Origin of the sequence: Sutcliffiella horikoshii, assembly GCF_021991925.1 — a bacterium.
Lineage (GTDB): Bacteria > Bacillota > Bacilli > Bacillales > Bacillaceae_I > Sutcliffiella_A > Sutcliffiella_A horikoshii_F.
This window is the reverse complement of the sequence record NZ_RXZI01000005.1, coordinates 146,536-165,840: the sequence shown is the minus strand read 5'-3', so window position 1 is coordinate 165,840 and position 19,305 is coordinate 146,536. Positions and strand designations below refer to the sequence as shown.

Here is a 19,305-nt window from a genome sequence, read left to right as displayed (position 1 = left end):
AAATCAGGCTTCATTGTCGGTCAACCCCATTTCTTGATGTATCTCTAGTAATAGCTTATAACAATTCGAGCGCATATGAATAAAATCACTAACCCCTATTTCCTGCAGCTCTTTCTGACGAGTTGCTTCAGGTATGCCAGCAACTAATACTTTTCGGTTAGGAGAATTAACTGCCATCACCGCAGCATTTAACAACTCTTCGTAAGTATCATCACTGCCGCAAATGCATACATAGCCAGTGATGTTTTGAGCAGAGACCCACTCCACTATTTCTTTTGCATTTTCAAAACTTGGACTGACGACAGGTTGAAGACCTCCTACCTGGAAGAAGCCTGATACAAAGTCAGTTCGTGGCTTATGTGATGCTAATGAGCCAAGATTAATCAAGGTAACTTTAGGCGGTGTTCCTTGTTTTTCCTGATACATCTTCGCTTGGTAACGCAAGCTTTCAAAGGCACCCGATAGCCTTATTGGTTGAATGGCCTGTACCTTGACTGGAGCATGTTCATTTTCTTTAATAGGTTGCGTGCTTATTTGCCAATTTAGCTCCTCTTTAAGATTCGCATACATATTAGTTCCGACCAACACTTTTTTCCTGCTTTGGGCATCCTTAAGTCGCTTTTCTTTTACCTCGGCAATACGATCCTGTAGAAAATTCGTTCGCAACGCTTCCACAATCCCGCCCAGCTTGTCCAGTTCCTGAAACAGCTTCCATGCCTCATCCGCCAATTGATTTGTTAGGTTTTCGACGTAATAAGAGCCTGCTGCTGGATCCACTACTTTATTTAAAAAGCTCTCTTCTTTTAAGATATAGTGGGTATTTCTTGCGATTCTGCGTGAGAAATTGTCGTTACCTTGCTGATAGCTATCTACATTGATACTGTCTGCTCCTCCTATCGCTGCAGAGAATGCCTCTGTTGTCGAACGGAGCATATTGACGTACGGATCAAGATTAGATTTCGTAAACATAGAGGTTGTCGCATGGACCGTCATCTTCTGGGCTTTGTCATTTCCTCCAAACGCCTCCACGATATTTGTCCATAACACTCGTGCCGCTCTCAGCTTGCTAAGTTCCATGAAAAAGTCACTTCCTACCGGAAAAGTGAATGCTATTTCTTGGGAAGCTTCATCAATGGTCAATCCTCTATTCATCAGTTGTTGCAAATATTCAACGGCCGTTGCCATGACAGCCGCAAGCTCCTGTACAGCATTGGCTCCCCCGTTGTGATAGGCATTGGACTGGACCCAAACTGTTTTAAGGTGTGGGGCATTGTTCACTTTCCACTCTATATTGGATTTCATATCGTCATAATACTGCTCTATGGGTTGACTCAGCCTGCCTGTAGCTGCTAGTTCGCCGACAGGATCTGCCCCAATCATTCCTTGCAGGTTTTTCGTCTCCATCCCGCTATCAATCAACGCATTGATGAATGTAGTTGCGCTGGGGCCGGTATGCACTTGGAGAGCTATTTCATTCAATGAAATAGCTTTTAGTAAAGTTTTAAGGTCTGTTTGGTCTTTTATCAATAAAGCATTATGCTCCGTTGATGGATAAGTGGCAAAATGAATGGATTGCGAACCACTTTCTAGTTCCTGTTTTACTTGAATATTTAATTCTTCAAAGGAAGTAGATGCATATAGTTGCTGACTGACTGTCCAATCAGACTTATCTATTAGATTTTTAGAGACATGTTCATTTCTATCGTTTTCTGTATATACCGGTTTTCTTGTAATGCCTTCGTATGTATCGGTGTTGAGTTTGGTAACAGGCTTCCCCTTTAACGCTTTCTCTGCCTGCTCTACCCACTCTTCCATAGTCACTCTCGGGAAGCTATTGTTCTTCATTTCTTTCAATCTATTCACCTTCATCCCCTCGTTCCCTCAATTGCGTAATCGCTTACAAATTTAAATTTTTCAAAAGTTCATATATTTATTTTAATATAGTTATGTGGGCACGGCAAATAAAGAAAGCATTGGAATTACTTATTTTCGGTGGTATTCCATAATGAGAAAAACTATACTTACTATATGAATGATAGTTTTTTAAAAAGGTAGTGATTTGTCGCGATGTTATACATATGGAATATTGAAAACATAATTAAAGAGACACTAGAAGAGCTTGGTTTAGATATTAATTTTGAATTTGATAACAAGTTAAAAGCACCAATGAGTTTTAACATATCAACCAACACGATTAAATTCAATTATTTGGAGATTAACGGGTACAAAGCGAAGATAAATAATAAAATCAGGGAATCCGATGAAAACTTTGTGAAGCTCATACTCTTTCATGAAGTCGGCTATTACCTGGATTTTAAAAAGAACAAGCATGATTTGAGGATCTTGATGTATGGAGGGGAAGATGAAAAAGTAATCCTTATGCGTCAAATCGAAAAGAATGCGTGGGTGTTTGGAAGGACGGTCGTACCTGACCATTTGGTAGAGGCTTATGATAAGATGCGGGAGTTGGATGAGATGTTTTCAAGGGTTAAATAAAGCAACCATTCTTTTCGACAAGACAGGCTAAGAAGCAATGCTTTTTAGCCTGATCTATTTTACAAATCAATATTAAGTTCTTTCAATAAATCTTTTAAAGTAGGTCTTTCATTTCCGTTTCTACCTGTGATTTTTGATGCGGTAATCAATGAGTTTAACACAGCTTCTTCTGTCGCCTCCCCAATTGCCCGAAAAGCGAGATCAATATCTTCCTCATGTATGATGGGAACCGTTATGCAATCAACTGATTTGTCATGAGGAATTTTTGTAGCTGTCGAAAACCCAATCACGACTTCTCCACTCCCCGTGGTAATTATGGAACCTGTCCGGGACAATCCAGTGACCGTTCTTTTTATAATCCTATTTAGTTGTCGTTCAGATACGGGAAGATCTGTACCGACAATGATAATAATGGAACCTTTGTCCTCTTCCGTGACAGGTTCTCGTAAGGCTTCTTCCATTTGTTCCCCTATACATTTACCACCTATGGTTAAGTCACTCAAACTACCGAAGTTGGTCAACACCAAGACCCCCATCGTATATGTCCCTTGTTGCAGCTCCATCTCTCTCGAAGAAGTTCCAATCCCACCTTTCAAAGAATAGCAAAGCATCCCCCTTCCAGCCCCTACTGATCCTTCTTCCACTTTAGACGAGGTGTTATGCAGCGCTTCAAGAATATGCTCCTTTGTAACAAATCTAGCTCGAATATCATTCAATACCATGTCATTACACTCACATACAACTGGGTTGACAGTACCTGTTGTCCGCCCGATTTCTGGATTCCGTTCCAGCATATAGTCAAATACAGCATCTACTGCCGTCCCAATACTTAGCGTGTTTGTCAGAATGATTGGAGTTTCTAATGTACCAAGCTCCATAATTTGAATGGTACCCATTGATTTACCAAATCCATTAATTATATGGCTTGATGCAATTAGCTTTTCTTTAAAAGTATTACCTTGATGTGGCAGGATGGCCGTGACACCGGTTTGTTTATCCCCATCACTAAGTGTAACATGTCCAACTGTAACTCCCTTTACATCCGTGATGGCGTTATTTGGGCCAGTTTTCATCTTTCCCACTTTCACGCCATAATCTCTTATTCTCTTTTGGTGTGACATGGTGAAGTCTCCTTTCAAGTCCCTTCCTGATTACTTTTATATTACCACATTAATCCAATTAGGCATGTGTTTAAAGAGACAATGAATATTGGTGTATATGTAAGAAGGTGAAGGTGGTTGATCTGTACAATTGTCCGAAGATTTTTGGTTTTTGTCCGAAGATTTCGGATAGTTGGCCGAAGAAAGCCGATAGTTGTCCAAAGTTTTCCAATTTATGTCCAAACCTTAAATCTAATAGTCCGAAGCTCCAGTAAAGGTTATCCGAACTCCTCGGTATTTTGTCCGATCCCTTGGTTGATTCCACCGCAATTTGTCCATAGGGAGAAGAAGAGTGTCTGAACCCAAATTCTCACTATAAAATACTATAAAATGCTATAAAATATAGGTATTCACCAATAAAATATACCATCTTTTCATCAGTAGCAGTGTCACAAACAAGCATAGACAGAATCCATCCAATGGAACGATTCTATATTTTCTTTAACAATCAAAAACCGACAAAACCCCCTAACCGGGATCTTGTCGGTTTCCTAGATATTAATAGATCGAAGTATTCTCTTTAGACATTTTCTCGATGATTTCTTTAACGCGCGCCAGGAAGCGTCCGCATACAAGACCATCAAGTACTCGGTGGTCAAGAGACATACATAAGTTTACCATGTCACGAACAGCGATCATGCCGTGGTCCATGACAACAGGACGTTTCACGATGGATTCCACTTGCAGGATTGCTGCCTGTGGGTAGTTGATGATGCCTTGTGATTGAACAGAACCGAAAGAACCAGTGTTGTTCACGGTAAATGTTCCACCTTGCATTTCTGCAGATGTTAGTTTACCAGCGCGAACTTTGTTGGCAAGCTCTGTGATTTCACGTGCGATACCTTTGATTGTTTTTTCATCAGCGTTGCGGATAACCGGCACATAAAGTGCGTCGTCTGTTGCAACGGCGATGGAGATGTTGATGTCTTTCTTTTGGACGATTTTGTCGCCAGCCCACATGGAGTTGATTTGTGGGAATTCTTTCAATGCTTGTGCAACGGCTTTTACGAAGAATGCGAAGAACGTAAGGTTGTAGCCTTCTTTTTTCTTGAATTCACTCTTCAATGAGTTGCGGTATTCTACAAGGTTTGTTGCGTCCACTTCGATCATCGTCCAAGCATGCGGCGCTTCATGTTTGCTGCGCAGCATGTTTGCTGCGATTGCTTTACGGACGCCTGTTACAGGGATTTCGATATCTCCTGCTTCCACTGGTACGTTCACTGGTTGAGCAGCTTTTGGTGCACTTGCTGCTGCCGGTGCTGTTGGAGCCGCTGGTGCTGCTTTTTCTACTTTCGGAGCTTCCGCTGCTGGAGCTTGAGCCGCTGCCGGCTTGGAATCAGCAGTTGGAATGTTACCGGAATCGATCACCGCTTGGATGTCTTTTCTTGTAATACGTCCGCCTGCGCCACTTCCTTTTACTTGCTCAAGATCTACACCGTTTTCTTGTGCAAGACGTAGAACTGCAGGGGAATAACGACGCTTGTTGGGTGCGTCTGCATCCTCTTTAGTAGCTGGTGCTGATGGAGCTTCAGATTTTGCTGCTGGTGCAGATGCAGCTGCTGGTGCACTTTCTTCTTTCGGTGCGTCTGCAGTTGCTTCTGCTTCTCCGCCACCTTCTGTTTCGATATAGCAGATGATTTCTCCTACTGCCAGTGTGTCACCGTCTTCCGCTACAAGTTCTTTGATTGTTCCTGTAAAAGAAGATGGAATTTCTGCATTAACTTTATCAGTCATGACCTCTGCTAGAGGGTCGTATTTGTTTACTTTGTCGCCTACGCTTACGATCCAGCGGCTGATTGTACCTTCAGTTACGCTTTCCCCAAGCTGTGGCATGGTGATTTTTTCTACTGCCATGATGAGAACCTCCTTTAATCAGTGGGCTCTGTTGAACTGTGCAGTTGATTTCCGTTCCAAGAGCTTGCTTTCCGCGGGCGATCCGGGAGCCTCCTCAGGCTACGCCTTTCGGGGTCTCCCATGTCCCTTCCTCCCGCAGGAGTCAAGCTCCTTTCACTACAATCAACTGCATGAAAATCAACATTACCAATCGTTCACTCTTCCACTTAAAAATCAGCTATTAGTACTGAGCTAGCTCGCGCATCGCTTTTTCTACTTTGTCTGGGTTAACCATGAAGTATTTCTCCATAGTTGGTGCATATGGCATTGCAGGTACGTCAGGGCCAGCAAGGCGCATGATTGGTGCATCAAGGTCGAATAAGCAGTTCTCTGCGATGATTGCAGACACTTCACTCATGATGCTTCCTTCTTTTGTATCCTCTGTAAGCAGGAGTACTTTACCTGTTTTAGATGCCGCTTCCATGATTGCTTCTTTATCAAGCGGATACACCGTACGTAAATCTAGAATGTGAGCGGAGATTCCGTCTTGTGCAAGGCGCTCTGCCGCTTGCAGTGCAAAGTGTACGCAAAGACCGTACGTGATGACTGTAATGTCTTCGCCTTCGCGTTTTACATCTGCTTTACCGATTGGTAGTACGTAATCATCTGTTGGTACTTCACCTTTGATTAGACGGTATGCACGTTTGTGCTCGAAGAATAGAACTGGATCTTCGTCACGGATAGCTGCTTTTAATAATCCTTTTACATCATAAGGAGTAGAAGGCATAACAATTTTTAAACCAGGCTGGTTCGCGAACACTGCCTCAACGGATTGAGAGTGGTAAAGTGCACCGTGAACTCCCCCACCGTATGGAGCACGAACAACTAGTGGACAAGTCCAGTCGTTGTTGGAGCGGTAACGGATTTTAGCCGCTTCTGAAATGATTTGGTTTACTGCAGGCATGATAAAATCAGCGAACTGCATTTCTGCAATTGGACGCATGCCGTACATTGCCGCACCGATTGCCACACCAGCGATTGCGGATTCCGCTAGAGGTGTGTCGATGACTTTATCTTCCCCAAATTGGTCGTAAAGGCCAGTAGTGGCTTTAAATACTCCACCCTTTCTTCCTACGTCTTCTCCAAGAACAAATACTTTAGAATCACGTTCCATCTCTTCACGGATTGCCATTGTTACTGCATCTATATAAGAAATAACTGCCATGATGGTTCCCCCTTACTCTGCGTAGACATGCTTCATTGCGGATTCAGCATCTGCATATGGAGCATTTTCTGCATATTCTGTAGCGTCGTTTACTTCTTTTGCAATTTTGTCATTGATTTCTTTCTCTTTTTCATCTGTTAGAACGCCAACTTCTTTTAAGTAAGCTGCAAAACTGATGATCGGATCTTTCGCTTTAGCTGCATCCACTTCGTCACGCTCACGATATGCGCGGTCATCATCGTCACTGGAGTGAGGAGTCAAACGGTAGGAAATTGCTTCTACAAGTGTAGGACCATCTCCACGTCGCCCGCGATCTGCCGCTTCTTTCACTGCTGCATAAACTTCAAGCGGGTCGTTTCCGTCAACTGTAATACCAGGCATTCCGTATCCGATTGCACGGTCAGAGATTTTCTCACATGCCACTTGCTTTTCGTAAGGAACGGATATTGCGTATTTGTTGTTTTCGCACATGAAGATAACTGGTAGCTTGTGAACTGCTGCATAGTTAGCACCTTCATGAAAGTCCCCTTGGTTGGAGGAACCTTCACCAAACGTTACAAACGTACAAAGGTCTTTTCCTTCTAAACGGCCACCAAGTGCCACTCCTACTGCGTGTGGAACTTGTGTTGTTACTGGTGAAGAACCGGTTACGATTCTGTTTTTCTTTTGACCGAAGTGACCAGGCATTTGACGTCCGCCTGAGTTTGGATCTTCCGCTTTTGCGAAACCGGAAAGCATCAATTCCGTGGCTGTCATGCCGAATGTAAGAACGACACCCATGTCACGGTAGTATGGTAATACATAGTCTTTTTCACGGTCTAAAGCGAATGCCGCTCCTACTTGAGCTGCTTCTTGACCTTGGCAAGAGATTACGAATGGGATTTTCCCTGCGCGGTTCAGTAACCACATGCGCTCGTCAATACGGCGCGCCATTAACATTGTTTCAAACATTTCTAGTACATTTTCATCTGTAAGCCCAAGAGCTTCGTGACGATTTTCTGCCATTATATTTACCTCCTATATGTAGAGAGTTGGGAGCGGGTAGCTCCCATTTCTAGTTTTAAGAATGTATCGCTTTCCCATCTACCGCTAGGGCCGCTTCGCCGATTGCTTCGGAAAGGGATGGATGTGGGTGGATGGTGTGGCCGATTTCCCATGGTGTTGCATCAAGAACTCTTGCAAGACCTGCTTCAGAAATCATATCGGTAACATGTGGACCGATCATGTGAACACCAAGTATATCGTCGTTTTCTTTGTTTACTACCAGTTTCACAAAGCCGTCAGACTCCCCGTAAACAAGTGCTTTTCCAATTGCACGGAAAGAGAACTTACCTGTTTTTACTTCAAAGCCTTTTTCTTTTGCTTCTTCTTCCGTATAACCAACGGACGCCACTTCAGGGCTAGAGTATACGCATTTTGAGATCATCGAATAGTCGATTGGTGCAGGATTTTCGTTTGCCATATGCTCTACTGCCACAATTCCTTCATGGGAAGCAACATGTGCCAGTTGCAGACCACCGATAACATCTCCGATAGCGTAAATGTGAGATTCTTTCGTTTGGAAATGGTCATTCGTTTTGATGAATCCTTTTTCCACTTGGATGTCTGTATTTTCAAGGCCAATGCCTTCTACATTAGCTTGACGACCAACGGATACCAGCATCTTTTCTGCAGTGAAGGATTTCTCTTCTCCTTTATGCTCGGCTTTGATGGTTACAGATCCGTCTGCTTTTTCCAGTGTTTCTGGAAGAACCTTCGCACTTGTTACTACTTTGATGCCGCGCTTTTTCAATAGACGCTGCATTTCTTTGGAAACTTCTTTGTCTTCTGTTGGCAATACGCGATCTGCATACTCAAGTACCGTTACTTCCACACCAAAATCATCTAGCATGGACGCCCACTCAATACCGATAACCCCGCCACCAACGATGATGATGGATTTCGGAAGTTCTTCTAACGCTAATGCTTCATCAGAAGTCATCACCTGATTGCCATCGATTTCAAGTCCAGGTAGGGAACGAGGACGGGAACCTGTGGCTACGATCACGTTTTTGGGGATTAACATTTCATTTTCATCACCGTTTTCGAACTCAACGGAAATGGTGCCAGGCATTGGTGAGAAAATGGAAGGTCCTAGGATGCGACCTGTTCCGTAAAATACATCAATTTTCCCTTGCTTCATCAAATGCTGTACGCCACCATGTAGTTGATCGATGATTTTTTGTTTACGTTCTTGCACTTTGAAGAAGTCCAATTTCACTTCACCAGAGATAACACCGAACTCTTCACTATTCTTCGTTTGCGCAAATACCTCTGCACTGCGAAGTAATGCTTTACTTGGAATACACCCTGCATGCAGGCATGTTCCACCGATTTTTTTCTTTTCTACTACTGCTGTTTTTAAGCCAAGTTGAGATGCACGTATAGCCGCGACATACCCGCCTGTTCCGCCACCTAGGATGACTAAATCATATTCTTGTGCCATTATTCCTTGCTCCCTTCTAGCTCTGTACTACTTTTGTGTCTACAACCGTACCTGGGTATTCTTTTGCTTGTTCTTCACCACGCAATACGCGTAGTGCACCTTCTGTTAGAGCTTGCAATTCGTTTTCGCCTGGTTGTACGATAACATCTGCAATCCAGCTGATTCGTTCGGAGATCTGTTTAACAAAACCTTTTCCATAGGCAAGTCCACCAGTCAAAATGATCGCATCCACTTTACCCGCAAGCACTGCACTTGCTGAACCGATTTCTTTGGCAACCTGATAGGCCATCGCATCATATACTAGAGCAGCATTCCCATCGCCCGCTTCTATCATCTGTTCCACTTTTACGGCATCGTTTGTTCCAAGGTATCCAACAAGTCCGCCCTGTCCTACTAGTTTTTTCATAATTTCATCACGGTAATAATCACCTGAGAAGCAAAGTGATACAAGGTCACCGGCCGGTACCGTTCCAGCACGCTCTGGACTGAACGGGCCGTCTCCATGAAGTCCATTGTTCACATCGACAACTCTTCCTCCAACGTGTGTACCGACGGTGATTCCCCCGCCCATATGGGTGACGATCAGATTTAAATCTTCATACTTTTTCCCAAGGTCTTTGGCTACTCTGCGCGCCACTGCTTTTTGGTTCAGTGCATGAAAGATGCTTTTTCGCTCAATCAAGGAGAAACCTGTGATACGGGCAATGTCGGAAAGCTCATCCACTACCACAGGATCGACGATAAAGGATGGAATATTTAATCCTGTCGCAATCTCATAAGCGATGATTCCACCAAGGTTGGATGCATGTTGCCCTGCAAATCCAATCTTTAAGTCATGTAACATTTCTTTATTAACGGAGTATGTCCCACCTTCGATTGGGCGTAAAAGTCCACCACGCCCACATACTGCACTAAGCTTCGATATATTGATACCTTCTTGGTCCAATGTTTCAAGAATGGTCGTTTTTCTAAATTCATATTGATCATAAATACTTGCAAAGGAATTAATCGTTTCGCTATCGTGACGTAAAGTTTTCTCAAAAACAGAGCGTTCATTATCAAATACGCCGATTTTCGTTGATGTGGATCCTGGATTGATGACAAGTATGCGATATTCCTTTTCTAACACTGTTGAAACCTCCATTTCAGACGGACGGCAAACGAGTGAATGATACGTTCACTTCGTTTGCCCCTTCTGAGATACTTATATTTTCTATATTAGCGTCCGTTACGACGGCTTAAAATATGATGTCCGTTTTGTAAAAATTGACTACGGGAATTTTTCATACGCTCAATGCGCTCTTCAGCTAAGCGATCTGCTGCGCGGTAAGTTGGGATGCCGTCACGTTTTGCAATTTCAATAACTCTCTCGATGTTGTCGTAGATTCCTTCTACTTTTTTCATTGCACGCTCACGGTTATAACCGTATAGCTCATCTGCAACGTTGATAACTCCACCAGCATTGATTACATAGTCAGGGGCGTACACGATGCCCATTTCATGGATGATATCCCCGTGTTTCGTATCAAGCAATTGGTTGTTTGCTGCACCAGCGATTACTCTTGCTTTTAATTGTGGAATTGTCTCGTCGTTGATCGTCGCACCAAGAGCACATGGTGCATAAATGTCACAATCAACACTGTAGATGTCGTTGATGTCTACAGCTTTTGCACCAAACTCTTCTACTGCTCTGTTAACCGCCTCTTTATTGATATCCGTTACGATTAGTTGTGCACCTTCTTCGTGCAGATGACGGCAAAGGTTGAATGCCACATTTCCTACACCTTGAACTGCTACCACTTTACCTTCTAATGAATCAGTTCCGAATGCTTCTTTCGCTGCAGCTTTCATTCCGCGGTATACACCAAATGCTGTTACAGGAGATGGGTTACCGGAAGAACCGAATGCAGGAGATACACCTGTTACATAGTCTGTTTCTTCATAGATCAAGTCCATGTCAGCAACAGTTGTTCCAACATCTTCTGCTGTGATGTAGCGTCCGTTTAATCCTTGAATGTAACGGCCGAAAGCGCGGAACATTTCTTCGTTTTTGTCTGTGCGTGGGTCACCGATGATAACTGTTTTACCGCCGCCAAGATTTAATCCAGCTGCAGCGTTTTTGTATGTCATCCCTTTTGCTAGGCGAAGTGCATCTTCAATTGCTGCACCTTCGTTTGCGTATGTCCACATGCGTGTTCCACCAAGTGCTGGCCCAAGTGTTGTATCGTGAATGGCGATGATTGCTTTTAGTCCGGATTGTTTGTCTTGGCAGATCACCAATTGCTCGTAGTCGTAAGTCTCCATATATTTGAAAATTTCCATGATAAAATTCCTCCCCAAGATAGTAAATAATTTTAATGTGATGGTCTCTGTTGTATACTGTTGGTGATTTCCGCACATGGCTTCGCTTTCCGCGGGGCGCTTGTGGAGCCTCCTCGGCAAGCCTGCGGGGTCTCCACTAAGCGCTACCTTCCTCTGGAGTCTACGCCCCGTGCTCCAATCACCAGCTAAATTTAATGAATCTTAGCTACTGACAGAGTGTTTATTTAACAGAGCAAACCGCTAGTGCCAAGGAGTTTAATTTACTCTCAGCTGAATCGGCTCTGGATGTTAACACAATTGGTGCTTTAGCGCCGGCGATGATTGCGCCGACTTTTGCTTTTGCAAAATATATCAATGATTTATATAGGACATTCCCAACTTCAATGGTTGGTACAAACAGGATGTCCGCTTGTCCTGCCACTTCACTTTTGATTCCTTTATGCTCTGCTGCAAGTGCTGAAATGGCATTATCCAGCGCTAATGGCCCATCGACGATACAGTTTTTGATTTGTCCTCTATTATTCATTTGTGTAAGTAAGGCTGCATCAACAGTTGCTTGCATGGCAGGGTTTACTACTTCTACTGCTGCTAAAGGCGCAACTTTCGGCTGATCAATACCTAATGCTCTTGCCACCTGTACGGAGTTTTGTACGATTTGAACCTTTTGATTAAGATCTGGATCCACATTCATTGCTGCATCCGTCACAAATATAAGTTGGTCGTAGCCTGGCACCTCAAATGCCGCCACATGGGAAAGGACATTTCCAGTACGCAGACCGTATTCCTTATTCAATACTTCTTTCAGTATGGCTGCGGTCGGTACATTCCCTTTCATCAAGACGTCCGCTTTCCCGCTTGATACAGCTTTCACTGCAAGTTCTGAAGCTTTCTTTGCACCTTCAGCTGCTACTATATCCAACGCTTGATGTGATGGATCGATATTGTGTTCCTTCAGTAATGCAATTATTTTATCCTCATTCCCAAACAATATAAATGAAGCCAACTGTTTGTTTAAGGCGTGAGAAACTGCTTCGATCACTTCTTCATCTTCCGCAGCTGCAATCGCTACCACCTTTGAGGTGAGCTGGGTTGCTTTGGTGATAAGTTCCTCTAGTTTCATAATTCTCAACCCTTCCTTTCTACTCCAATATTACTTATGCAAGAAGCGTGCCAACTTCATTTTATTGAAAACGCTTTATTTACAAATGAATGAATCTGCAAATCATTTCATACCATGCAATTATTTGCAGGCAATATTATTCAATCGAAAACTTCTCCATTTTATAATAAAGATTTCGAATAGAAACCCCGAGTTCTTTGGCAGTTCTCGTTTTGTTTCCTTTATTCTTCTTCAAGGTCTTCTGAATTATTTTCGCCTCATAACCTTCAAGCATTTCCGCGAGGGTATAATCACTTGCAACAGCTTCTGTAGAATCTTGGGAAACTTTATCCCCACTTGTTGCAAGCGGAGGGATATGTTCTGTATCAATAAACACTTCATTAAATTTCATGAAAATGATTGCCCGTCCCAGTACATTCTCAAGCTCCCTCACATTCCCAGGCCAATCATATGCTGCAAGATGATTGATGGCTCTTGGGGTTAGTCCTTCTACATTTCTTCCATAATCTTGATTGATTTTTCGGATGAGATGTTCACTCAACGCTTCAATATCTTCTTTTCTTTTCCGAAGCGGGGGAATATGGATCGGCATCCTATTCAACCTGTAATAAAGATCCTCCCGAAATGAACCATTCGCAATTCCCTTTTCAAGGTTGACATTCGTTGCTGCGATGACCCGGACATTTATCGATATGGACTTAGTGCCACCCACACGGATAATCTCATTTTCTTGTAATACCCTTAATAGTTTTGCTTGTGTGTTGGCCGACAATTCCCCAATTTCATCAAGGAAAATACTGCCGTTGTTCGCCTCTTCAAAAAGCCCCTTCTTACCGCCACGCTTTGCACCGGAAAATGCACCCTCCTCATATCCAAACAACTCACTTTCCAGTAACGACTCAGATAAGGCAGCACAATTCACACGAATGAATTTGTTATATTTCCGATTACTCGCATTATGAATGGCATGCGCAAACAATTCTTTCCCTGTTCCCGACTCCCCTCGCAAAAGAACCGTCGCTGGAGTCTTTGCCCCAAGCTTTGCCTGCTCGATTGCTAGCCCCATTTCTTCAGAAGATCCAATGATATCTTCAAATGAATATTTAGCTTCAAGCGTTCTTATAATCTGTCTCGCCCGGTCAAGCTCAGTTGTCAGCGTTTGGATTTCAGAGACATCATGGATGACACCTACACTCCCCTTAAGCTTTCCATCCACTATGATTGGTGCTACATTAACAATTACTTCTTTCTTCGAAGGACCTACCTTTAGGTTCACCCCTCGGACGGCTCGCCTTGTTTCAAGCACCTTCATATGCATACTTTCCCCTTCGGAAATATCGGCCGTCGCAGGTTTTCCTATGACCTGTCCTTCTTCTAGTCCAGTCAGTCTAGAGTAAGCAGGGTTTATCATTAACCCTCGACCAAATTCATCCACTACCGATATAGCTTCATCCGAAGATTGTATGATCGCTTCTAGCATCGTCTGAATGCCTTTCAGGTTGGTAACTTCCTCTGCAAGATTCATGACTTCTGTTATATCCTTAAAAACCGCAAATGCTCCGATGACCATCCCATCCTCATCAATTAAAGGAGATCTGGTGGTAATGATCTTCTTGCCGTTTTCAAGCAACATTTCTTTATTTTTTTCTACCTTTTGTGTATGTATCACTTCTTGCAAACGACTAGTCGGAATATTTTCAAGTATATGCTGACCCAACATATGCGCTTTTTTTATTCCCACAATTTTCTCTGCACTTTTGTTATAGATGATTACCTTCCCTGTTTGATCAACAACCATCAATCCATCATGCAATAGATTAAAGATGAGATCTCTCTTATGGGATTCATATTTCATTTTCGCGATCAATTCTTCTTTTTCTTCCACCAAAGTAGCGGTAATATGAGCTACCGTTCCAGGTACAAGAACCGTTTTCTTATTCTTCGCATCTCGAATTTCTCGAAAAACTTCATCAGAGCCTGTAGCTTCAATAATGATATCGATTTTCTCAGAAAGGAATTCCTTCCAGTCGGACCCTATCTTTATCCCCATTTCTTTTGCTAACGACAACCCAGGTGCAGCTTGGTTTACATCGACCACAGCAAGGAGATTGAACATTCCTGAATGCGTTAACATTTTTAAAATCGCAGAGCCACCTTTACCAGCGCCAACTACTAATACCGTCTGCATATAAAACCCCTCTACACCGGATACATTTATTTCTCTTACTAATAAGTAAATTGAAAGAAAATTCACAGTGTTCTATAAAAGGTGTGAAATTTCTTGCACACTTTTATCATAATTCTTTTTCCTCTTCTGTGCAAGATAATTTCTGCTATAATATAAGTCGAAAGCTTTGAAAGTGAGGCCAACAATAGATATGCAACGAATAGTCGCTCTAATTATTTTATTAATCCCAGGTATCATTGCCGTATATGGAATAAAACTTATGCGTGATATGGTCTTCAATATCGCCCATCCCCTTATTCCGTCCCTAACTTTGCAATTCATTATTGGATTCCTATTTTTCCTGATAGGCTTGTGGTTTGTGGCTGGTTTCATCTTTTACCGAGATAGGAAGCGCAATAATGTACAAAAGAGGTTTCAAAAGAAAGAGAATGGAAAATAAAAAACCGCTGATCACTCAGCGGTTTTAATTTTGGTATTTTAATTGTACAGCTATCTTGGGATAATCTGTGAAAAAACCTGCACAACCCTCATCAAACAGTCTTTTCATCATTTTTTCATCATTTACTGTAAATGGACGGACAGGGACTCCCGCAGCTTGTGCCCGTTGGATAATACTTGGCGTAGCCGCTTTAATATGTGGATGAATACCATTTCCTCCGACCCATTTTGTGTAGTCCCACGGTTTATAAATTCCTTCCATATACAACACTGCCTTTTCCAATTCCGGTGCAAGTGCGTGTAATCGCGCGATACTATAATGATTAAAGCTCGAAAAGATGATCAGATGCTTCATATTGTACCTATTAATCAAATCCAATACTTTCTCTTCCATCCCGGAATAAGGTACTATACTATTTTTCAGCTCGATATTTACGATCGTTTGCTTTTTACTAGCCCACTCCAAAACCTCTTCTAAAGTTGGTATTTCTGCTTGTTTGTACAGTTTTTTGAATTTATGGACCGCATTTAGTTGTTTAAGTTCCAACAGGGACAAGTCTTTGACCAATCCTTTTCCATCCGTCGTCCTGTTTACTTTTTCATCATGAATGACAACCGGAATGCCATCTTTACTAAGTTGTACATCAAGCTCAATGCCATCGGCTCCATCTTTGTATGCTTGTTCGAAGCTGATCATGGTATTTTCCGGATGGGTACCAGCTGAGCCCCTATGTCCAAAAATTTTCGTCATCATTTATCACCCTTCATTTTTCATATCCCAGAAAAAATTGTAAACATACGTATCATTTAGTAAAATCTTAGTTGAAGAGAGGTGAACCGACATGCGCCCACTACAAATATCCGCAGAAACTGCTCAAAAGCTCGCTAAAGCCTTGGATGTTCCCATTGAACAAGTAATGCATCTACCACAACATATTCTCATTCAGAAGCTTGTGGAATTGGAGCGAAGTGAAGCTGAAGAAAAGTAGTAATTGTCCTTATATACCCGGATAAAATTATATGTAACAATAACAAACCCAACATACCGGTTCGCATGTTGGGTTTTTTACTTTACCTAATTAGATTCCTTACCCTCTCAGGAAGCCCTATGCTCCAATCGCAGCTTGTCCGCAACCATTGCAATGAACTCACTGTTTGTTGGCTTGGCCTTGGACATGGAAACTGTATAACCAAAAAGGGAAGAGATGCTGTCGATATTCCCGCGGGACCACGCAACTTCGATTGCATGTCGAATCGCACGTTCTACTCGGCTAGCTGTGGTATTGTATTTTTTGGCGATATCAGGATATAAAACCTTTGTGATGGATCCCAATAATTCGATATCGTTATATACCATAGATATTGCTTCACGTAAGTATAGGTACCCTTTAATGTGGGCAGGAACACCAATCTCGTGAATGATACTTGTGATATTCGCATCGAGATTTCTACCTTTGTTTTCTGGGCTGGAGGAACGGACAGAAGACGAGTTGGATCTCTTAAGGATAGGTGATGCTTTACCGCTCACTTGACGGATGTTACTAACAAGGTTCTCCATATCAAAAGGTTTTAAAATAAAGTAGGATGCCCCTAAATCGACTGCCTTTTTCGTTACGTCTTCCTGCCCGAAAGCTGTCAACATAATGACATTAGGCGACTTTTCCAAAGTCAATGAACGCATTTTTTCAAGAACACCCAAACCATCAAGGTGAGGCATGATTATATCGAGAACTAAAACATCAGGATTTTTATCTTGAAGCAACTGAAGACATTCTTGACCATTGTGAGCTACCCCTACAACTTCCATGTCCTCTTGCGCTGAAATGTACTCTTCCAATAGACCTACCAACTCACGATTATCATCAACGACACATACTTTAATTTTCATATAACTAGTTTCCTCCTCAGTCCCTATACTTTCTTGAAAAGCAATTAAGCCTTATTTTTATTCTAAATGTTAAATTCGACAATGCAACCTCTTTTCCTTTAAAAAAATTAAAAAACCTTAAAAATTATATATTATCTTTATTTTTCTCCAGAATACTCTTAAATTCGACGTAATACGCAAAACCTTACATTTACTGGAACTTTTGTCGAATAATCTTTATCATTTTTACATCATAACGTAATTTATCTCATAATAAAAGAAAAAAGCGAGCTTTTTCAGCCCACTTTCTCCTCTTTATCTTTTTGATAAATGTCTATTCCGGCTTCGTTCAGCATCCATTCTATATGAACGCCATACCCGCTTGTCGAATCATTTACAAATACGTGGGTGACAGCACCAATCACTTTGCCATTCTGAATGATTGGACTTCCACTCATCCCTTGCACAATTCCACCTGTCTTTTCTAAGAGGACCGGATCTGTGATTTTAATGACCATCCCCTTAGTGGCAGGGAATTTCTGAGGGATGCTACTCACTACTTCCACATCAAATTCTTCCACTTTATCTCCATCCACAACGGTCAGAATTTTAGCAGGTCCTTCTTTCACTTCTGTCGACAACGCGATTGGCAAGGCTTTGTCCATGATGCCATTCTCAATATCTTTGTTAAGCGTTCCGAAGATCCCGAACGGGCTGTTTCTAGAGATATCACCGATTGCCGATCTATCGTTGGAAAACCTTGCAAGCTTTTCACCCGGTACTCCATTGCTTCCCTTATCAATGGAGGTAACGGTCGATCGGACAATCTGGCCGTCTTGAACGACAATTGGCTTTTTAGTATCCATATCTGAAATCACATGGCCTAATGCTCCATATTTCATGGTAATCGGGTCATAGAAGGTCATGGTTCCAATTCCGGCAGCCGAATCTCTAATATAAAGTCCAATCCTGAATGAACTGTCCTGTTTGTCTTTTAAAGGAATAAGCTTTGTGTTAATGGTTTCTTTTTCTCGTGTGATGACAACATCAAGGGGATTACCGGTCTTGCCGGACTCTTGTACAAATGGAGCAACATCACTCATCTGCTCGATGGTTTTGCCGTTGATTTTTGTAATAATGTCGCCTACTTGGATACCCGCAATTTCTCCAGGTGATTGTTTACCTTCTTCCGTATCGACCTGGTGGTGGCCGACAACCAGAACACCCAATGTGTTTAATTTCACTCCAATGGATTGACCACCCGGATACACTTTATATTCCGGTATGACATCTACATTCACCTGTTTGACAGGAACACCGGCAAGCTGCAAAACAACCTGACCTTCTCCTGCTTGTTTTCCGTTAAGTGCTAACGTTTTATGGTCTGTCTCGATCCCGAGAGAGGAGGAAGAATTTTCATTTATCTTGGCAGTCACCGGTACGGACGACTGGAAATGTAATCCTTGTCCTTCAAACATCGTTATATTATTTGGGATTTGGACATACTCTTTAAATGGCTGACTTACACATAATACCATGACTGAAACAAGGAGAAATACACCAACAATTTTTCTAATTATATCTTCTCTCAAACATTTTCACTCTCCTCGGTCCTATCCCACACCATTCATGGCTACATTATATAATTTTGCCTTGTCAGGCCACATTTATAACAACGATATTAATTTAAATGCTACCCATTATGGATAGTTATGTTATATGAGGTGAGCGGGGATAATTATTGGGGATGTGAGAACGTGGAAATTATGTAATGTCTTTTAAAGAGTACAGTTGATGATGATGAGCATGTCGCTTGCATTCGCTGTTTCAGAGGAAATGTCCGAAGTTTTTCGATTGTTGACCGAAGTTTCCGCATTTTTGTCCAAAGATTTTCAAAAGTTATCCAAAGTTTTTTTATTCTTGTCCGAACCTCAAAATGAAATGTCCAAACCCCGCTTCATACTTGTCCAAACCACAGAATATCTTGTCCGAACCTTCCCAATAATGCACCTCCAATTATCCGAATACCCAAGCAATTTGTCCGAATGGTTTTTTTCTGAAAATCACCCTCAAAAACACAAAAATATAAGCGAATTTTCGCCTTGCGTTCCATGTCACGCCCTCAAAAAAGCCGTCCACATCATCATCTAATGTGAACGGCTTTCCTAAAA

17 protein-coding genes are annotated in these 19,305 nt (G+C 42.2%); 4 read left to right on the top strand and 13 right to left on the bottom strand.

Going from position 1 to position 19,305, the window contains the following annotated elements:
- Positions 1–3 precede the first annotated feature (3 nt).
- Positions 4–1,863 carry a methylmalonyl-CoA mutase family protein gene (locus tag EKQ44_RS14420; RefSeq protein WP_237664246.1) on the bottom strand — a complete coding sequence of 620 codons (1,860 nt, stop codon included), beginning with the start codon at positions 1,861–1,863 and terminating at the stop codon, positions 4–6.
- A 204-nt stretch (positions 1,864–2,067) separates the two neighbouring features.
- Between EKQ44_RS14420 and EKQ44_RS14415 the strand changes: the two genes are divergently transcribed.
- Positions 2,068–2,496 (top strand): hypothetical protein, encoded by a 429-nt coding sequence (locus EKQ44_RS14415; protein ID WP_237664245.1) that lies wholly within the window; start codon positions 2,068–2,070, stop codon positions 2,494–2,496.
- Positions 2,497–2,555: 59 nt separating this feature from the next.
- Here EKQ44_RS14415 and EKQ44_RS14410 read toward each other — a convergent pair whose 3' ends face one another.
- The 9 genes from EKQ44_RS14410 to EKQ44_RS14370 form a co-directional block, all read right to left on the bottom strand.
- Positions 2,556–3,617, bottom strand: coding sequence for a DmpA family aminopeptidase (locus EKQ44_RS14410; RefSeq protein WP_237664244.1), 1,062 nt, complete (start codon positions 3,615–3,617; stop codon positions 2,556–2,558).
- Positions 3,618–4,154: 537 nt separating this feature from the next.
- Positions 4,155–5,510 carry a dihydrolipoamide acetyltransferase family protein gene (locus tag EKQ44_RS14405; RefSeq protein ID WP_237664243.1) on the bottom strand — a complete coding sequence of 452 codons (1,356 nt, stop codon included), beginning with the start codon at positions 5,508–5,510 and terminating at the stop codon, positions 4,155–4,157.
- 220 nt (positions 5,511–5,730) lie between these two features.
- Complete coding sequence (locus EKQ44_RS14400) at positions 5,731–6,714, bottom strand: alpha-ketoacid dehydrogenase subunit beta (protein ID WP_064098284.1); 984 nt, start codon at positions 6,712–6,714, stop codon at positions 5,731–5,733.
- Between the two features lie 12 nt (positions 6,715–6,726).
- Positions 6,727–7,719 carry a thiamine pyrophosphate-dependent dehydrogenase E1 component subunit alpha gene (locus EKQ44_RS14395; protein ID WP_237664242.1) on the bottom strand — a complete coding sequence of 331 codons (993 nt, stop codon included), beginning with the start codon at positions 7,717–7,719 and terminating at the stop codon, positions 6,727–6,729.
- 55 nt (positions 7,720–7,774) lie between these two features.
- Complete coding sequence (gene lpdA / locus EKQ44_RS14390) at positions 7,775–9,199, bottom strand: dihydrolipoyl dehydrogenase (protein WP_237664241.1); 1,425 nt, start codon at positions 9,197–9,199, stop codon at positions 7,775–7,777.
- A 16-nt stretch (positions 9,200–9,215) separates the two neighbouring features.
- Entirely contained in the window at positions 9,216–10,343 is a 1,128-nt protein-coding gene (gene buk, locus EKQ44_RS14385; protein ID WP_237664240.1) for a butyrate kinase, read from the bottom strand.
- Positions 10,344–10,417: 74 nt separating this feature from the next.
- A complete protein-coding gene (gene bcd, locus EKQ44_RS14380; protein WP_237664239.1) occupies positions 10,418–11,521 on the bottom strand; it encodes a Leu/Phe/Val dehydrogenase in 1,104 nt (367 codons plus the stop codon).
- A 220-nt stretch (positions 11,522–11,741) separates the two neighbouring features.
- On the bottom strand, positions 11,742–12,641 hold the full coding sequence (yqiS, locus tag EKQ44_RS14375; protein ID WP_237664238.1) for a phosphate butyryltransferase: 900 nt from the start codon (positions 12,639–12,641) through the stop codon (positions 11,742–11,744).
- A gap of 136 nt (positions 12,642–12,777) precedes the next feature.
- Positions 12,778–14,829, bottom strand: a complete 2,052-nt coding sequence (locus EKQ44_RS14370) for a sigma-54 interaction domain-containing protein (protein WP_237664237.1) — start codon at positions 14,827–14,829, stop codon at positions 12,778–12,780.
- Between the two features lie 190 nt (positions 14,830–15,019).
- On the opposite strand from EKQ44_RS14370, the gene EKQ44_RS14365 reads away from it, so the two are divergent.
- Positions 15,020–15,268, top strand: a complete 249-nt coding sequence (locus EKQ44_RS14365; protein ID WP_237664236.1) for a DUF2627 domain-containing protein — start codon at positions 15,020–15,022, stop codon at positions 15,266–15,268.
- Between the two features lie 24 nt (positions 15,269–15,292).
- On the opposite strand, the gene EKQ44_RS14360 is transcribed toward EKQ44_RS14365, so the two are convergent.
- Positions 15,293–16,018 (bottom strand): glycerophosphodiester phosphodiesterase, encoded by a 726-nt coding sequence (locus tag EKQ44_RS14360; protein WP_237664341.1) that lies wholly within the window; start codon positions 16,016–16,018, stop codon positions 15,293–15,295.
- A gap of 91 nt (positions 16,019–16,109) precedes the next feature.
- Here EKQ44_RS14360 and EKQ44_RS14355 point away from each other — a divergent pair, with 91 nt between their 5' ends.
- Complete coding sequence (locus EKQ44_RS14355; protein WP_237664235.1) at positions 16,110–16,256, top strand: YycC family protein; 147 nt, start codon at positions 16,110–16,112, stop codon at positions 16,254–16,256.
- 107 nt (positions 16,257–16,363) lie between these two features.
- Here EKQ44_RS14355 and spo0A read toward each other — a convergent pair whose 3' ends face one another.
- Positions 16,364–17,155 (bottom strand): sporulation transcription factor Spo0A, encoded by a 792-nt coding sequence (gene spo0A, locus EKQ44_RS14350; RefSeq protein WP_237664234.1) that lies wholly within the window; start codon positions 17,153–17,155, stop codon positions 16,364–16,366.
- A 275-nt stretch (positions 17,156–17,430) separates the two neighbouring features.
- Positions 17,431–18,726: a SpoIVB peptidase gene (spoIVB, locus tag EKQ44_RS14345; RefSeq protein WP_237664233.1), complete on the bottom strand. Its 1,296-nt coding sequence runs from the start codon at positions 18,724–18,726 to the stop codon at positions 17,431–17,433.
- A 202-nt stretch (positions 18,727–18,928) separates the two neighbouring features.
- Here spoIVB and EKQ44_RS14340 point away from each other — a divergent pair, with 202 nt between their 5' ends.
- Complete coding sequence (locus EKQ44_RS14340; RefSeq protein WP_237664232.1) at positions 18,929–19,285, top strand: hypothetical protein; 357 nt, start codon at positions 18,929–18,931, stop codon at positions 19,283–19,285.
- Positions 19,286–19,305 lie beyond the last annotated feature (20 nt).

What these genes read in the sequence shown, in the direction of transcription:
- EKQ44_RS14340 (WP_237664232.1), top strand. Translation starts at nt 18,929, where the DNA reads ATGATGATGAGCATGTCGCTTGCATTCGCTGTTTCAGAGGAAATGTCC.
- yqiS (WP_237664238.1), bottom strand. Translation starts at nt 12,641, where the DNA reads ATGAAACTAGAGGAACTTATCACCAAAGCAACCCAGCTCACCTCAAAG.
- EKQ44_RS14370 (WP_237664237.1), bottom strand. Translation starts at nt 14,829, where the DNA reads ATGCAGACGGTATTAGTAGTTGGCGCTGGTAAAGGTGGCTCTGCGATT.
- buk (WP_237664240.1), bottom strand. Translation starts at nt 10,343, where the DNA reads ATGGAGGTTTCAACAGTGTTAGAAAAGGAATATCGCATACTTGTCATC.
- EKQ44_RS14405 (WP_237664243.1), bottom strand. Translation starts at nt 5,510, where the DNA reads ATGGCAGTAGAAAAAATCACCATGCCACAGCTTGGGGAAAGCGTAACT.
- EKQ44_RS14395 (WP_237664242.1), bottom strand. Translation starts at nt 7,719, where the DNA reads ATGGCAGAAAATCGTCACGAAGCTCTTGGGCTTACAGATGAAAATGTA.
- EKQ44_RS14360 (WP_237664341.1), bottom strand. Translation starts at nt 16,018, where the DNA reads ATGACGAAAATTTTTGGACATAGGGGCTCAGCTGGTACCCATCCGGAA.
- bcd (WP_237664239.1), bottom strand. Translation starts at nt 11,521, where the DNA reads ATGGAAATTTTCAAATATATGGAGACTTACGACTACGAGCAATTGGTG.
- EKQ44_RS14415 (WP_237664245.1), top strand. Translation starts at nt 2,068, where the DNA reads ATGTTATACATATGGAATATTGAAAACATAATTAAAGAGACACTAGAA.
- EKQ44_RS14410 (WP_237664244.1), bottom strand. Translation starts at nt 3,617, where the DNA reads ATGTCACACCAAAAGAGAATAAGAGATTATGGCGTGAAAGTGGGAAAG.
- spo0A (WP_237664234.1), bottom strand. Translation starts at nt 17,155, where the DNA reads ATGAAAATTAAAGTATGTGTCGTTGATGATAATCGTGAGTTGGTAGGT.
- EKQ44_RS14355 (WP_237664235.1), top strand. Translation starts at nt 16,110, where the DNA reads ATGCGCCCACTACAAATATCCGCAGAAACTGCTCAAAAGCTCGCTAAA.
- lpdA (WP_237664241.1), bottom strand. Translation starts at nt 9,199, where the DNA reads ATGGCACAAGAATATGATTTAGTCATCCTAGGTGGCGGAACAGGCGGG.
- EKQ44_RS14365 (WP_237664236.1), top strand. Translation starts at nt 15,020, where the DNA reads ATGCAACGAATAGTCGCTCTAATTATTTTATTAATCCCAGGTATCATT.
- EKQ44_RS14400 (WP_064098284.1), bottom strand. Translation starts at nt 6,714, where the DNA reads ATGGCAGTTATTTCTTATATAGATGCAGTAACAATGGCAATCCGTGAA.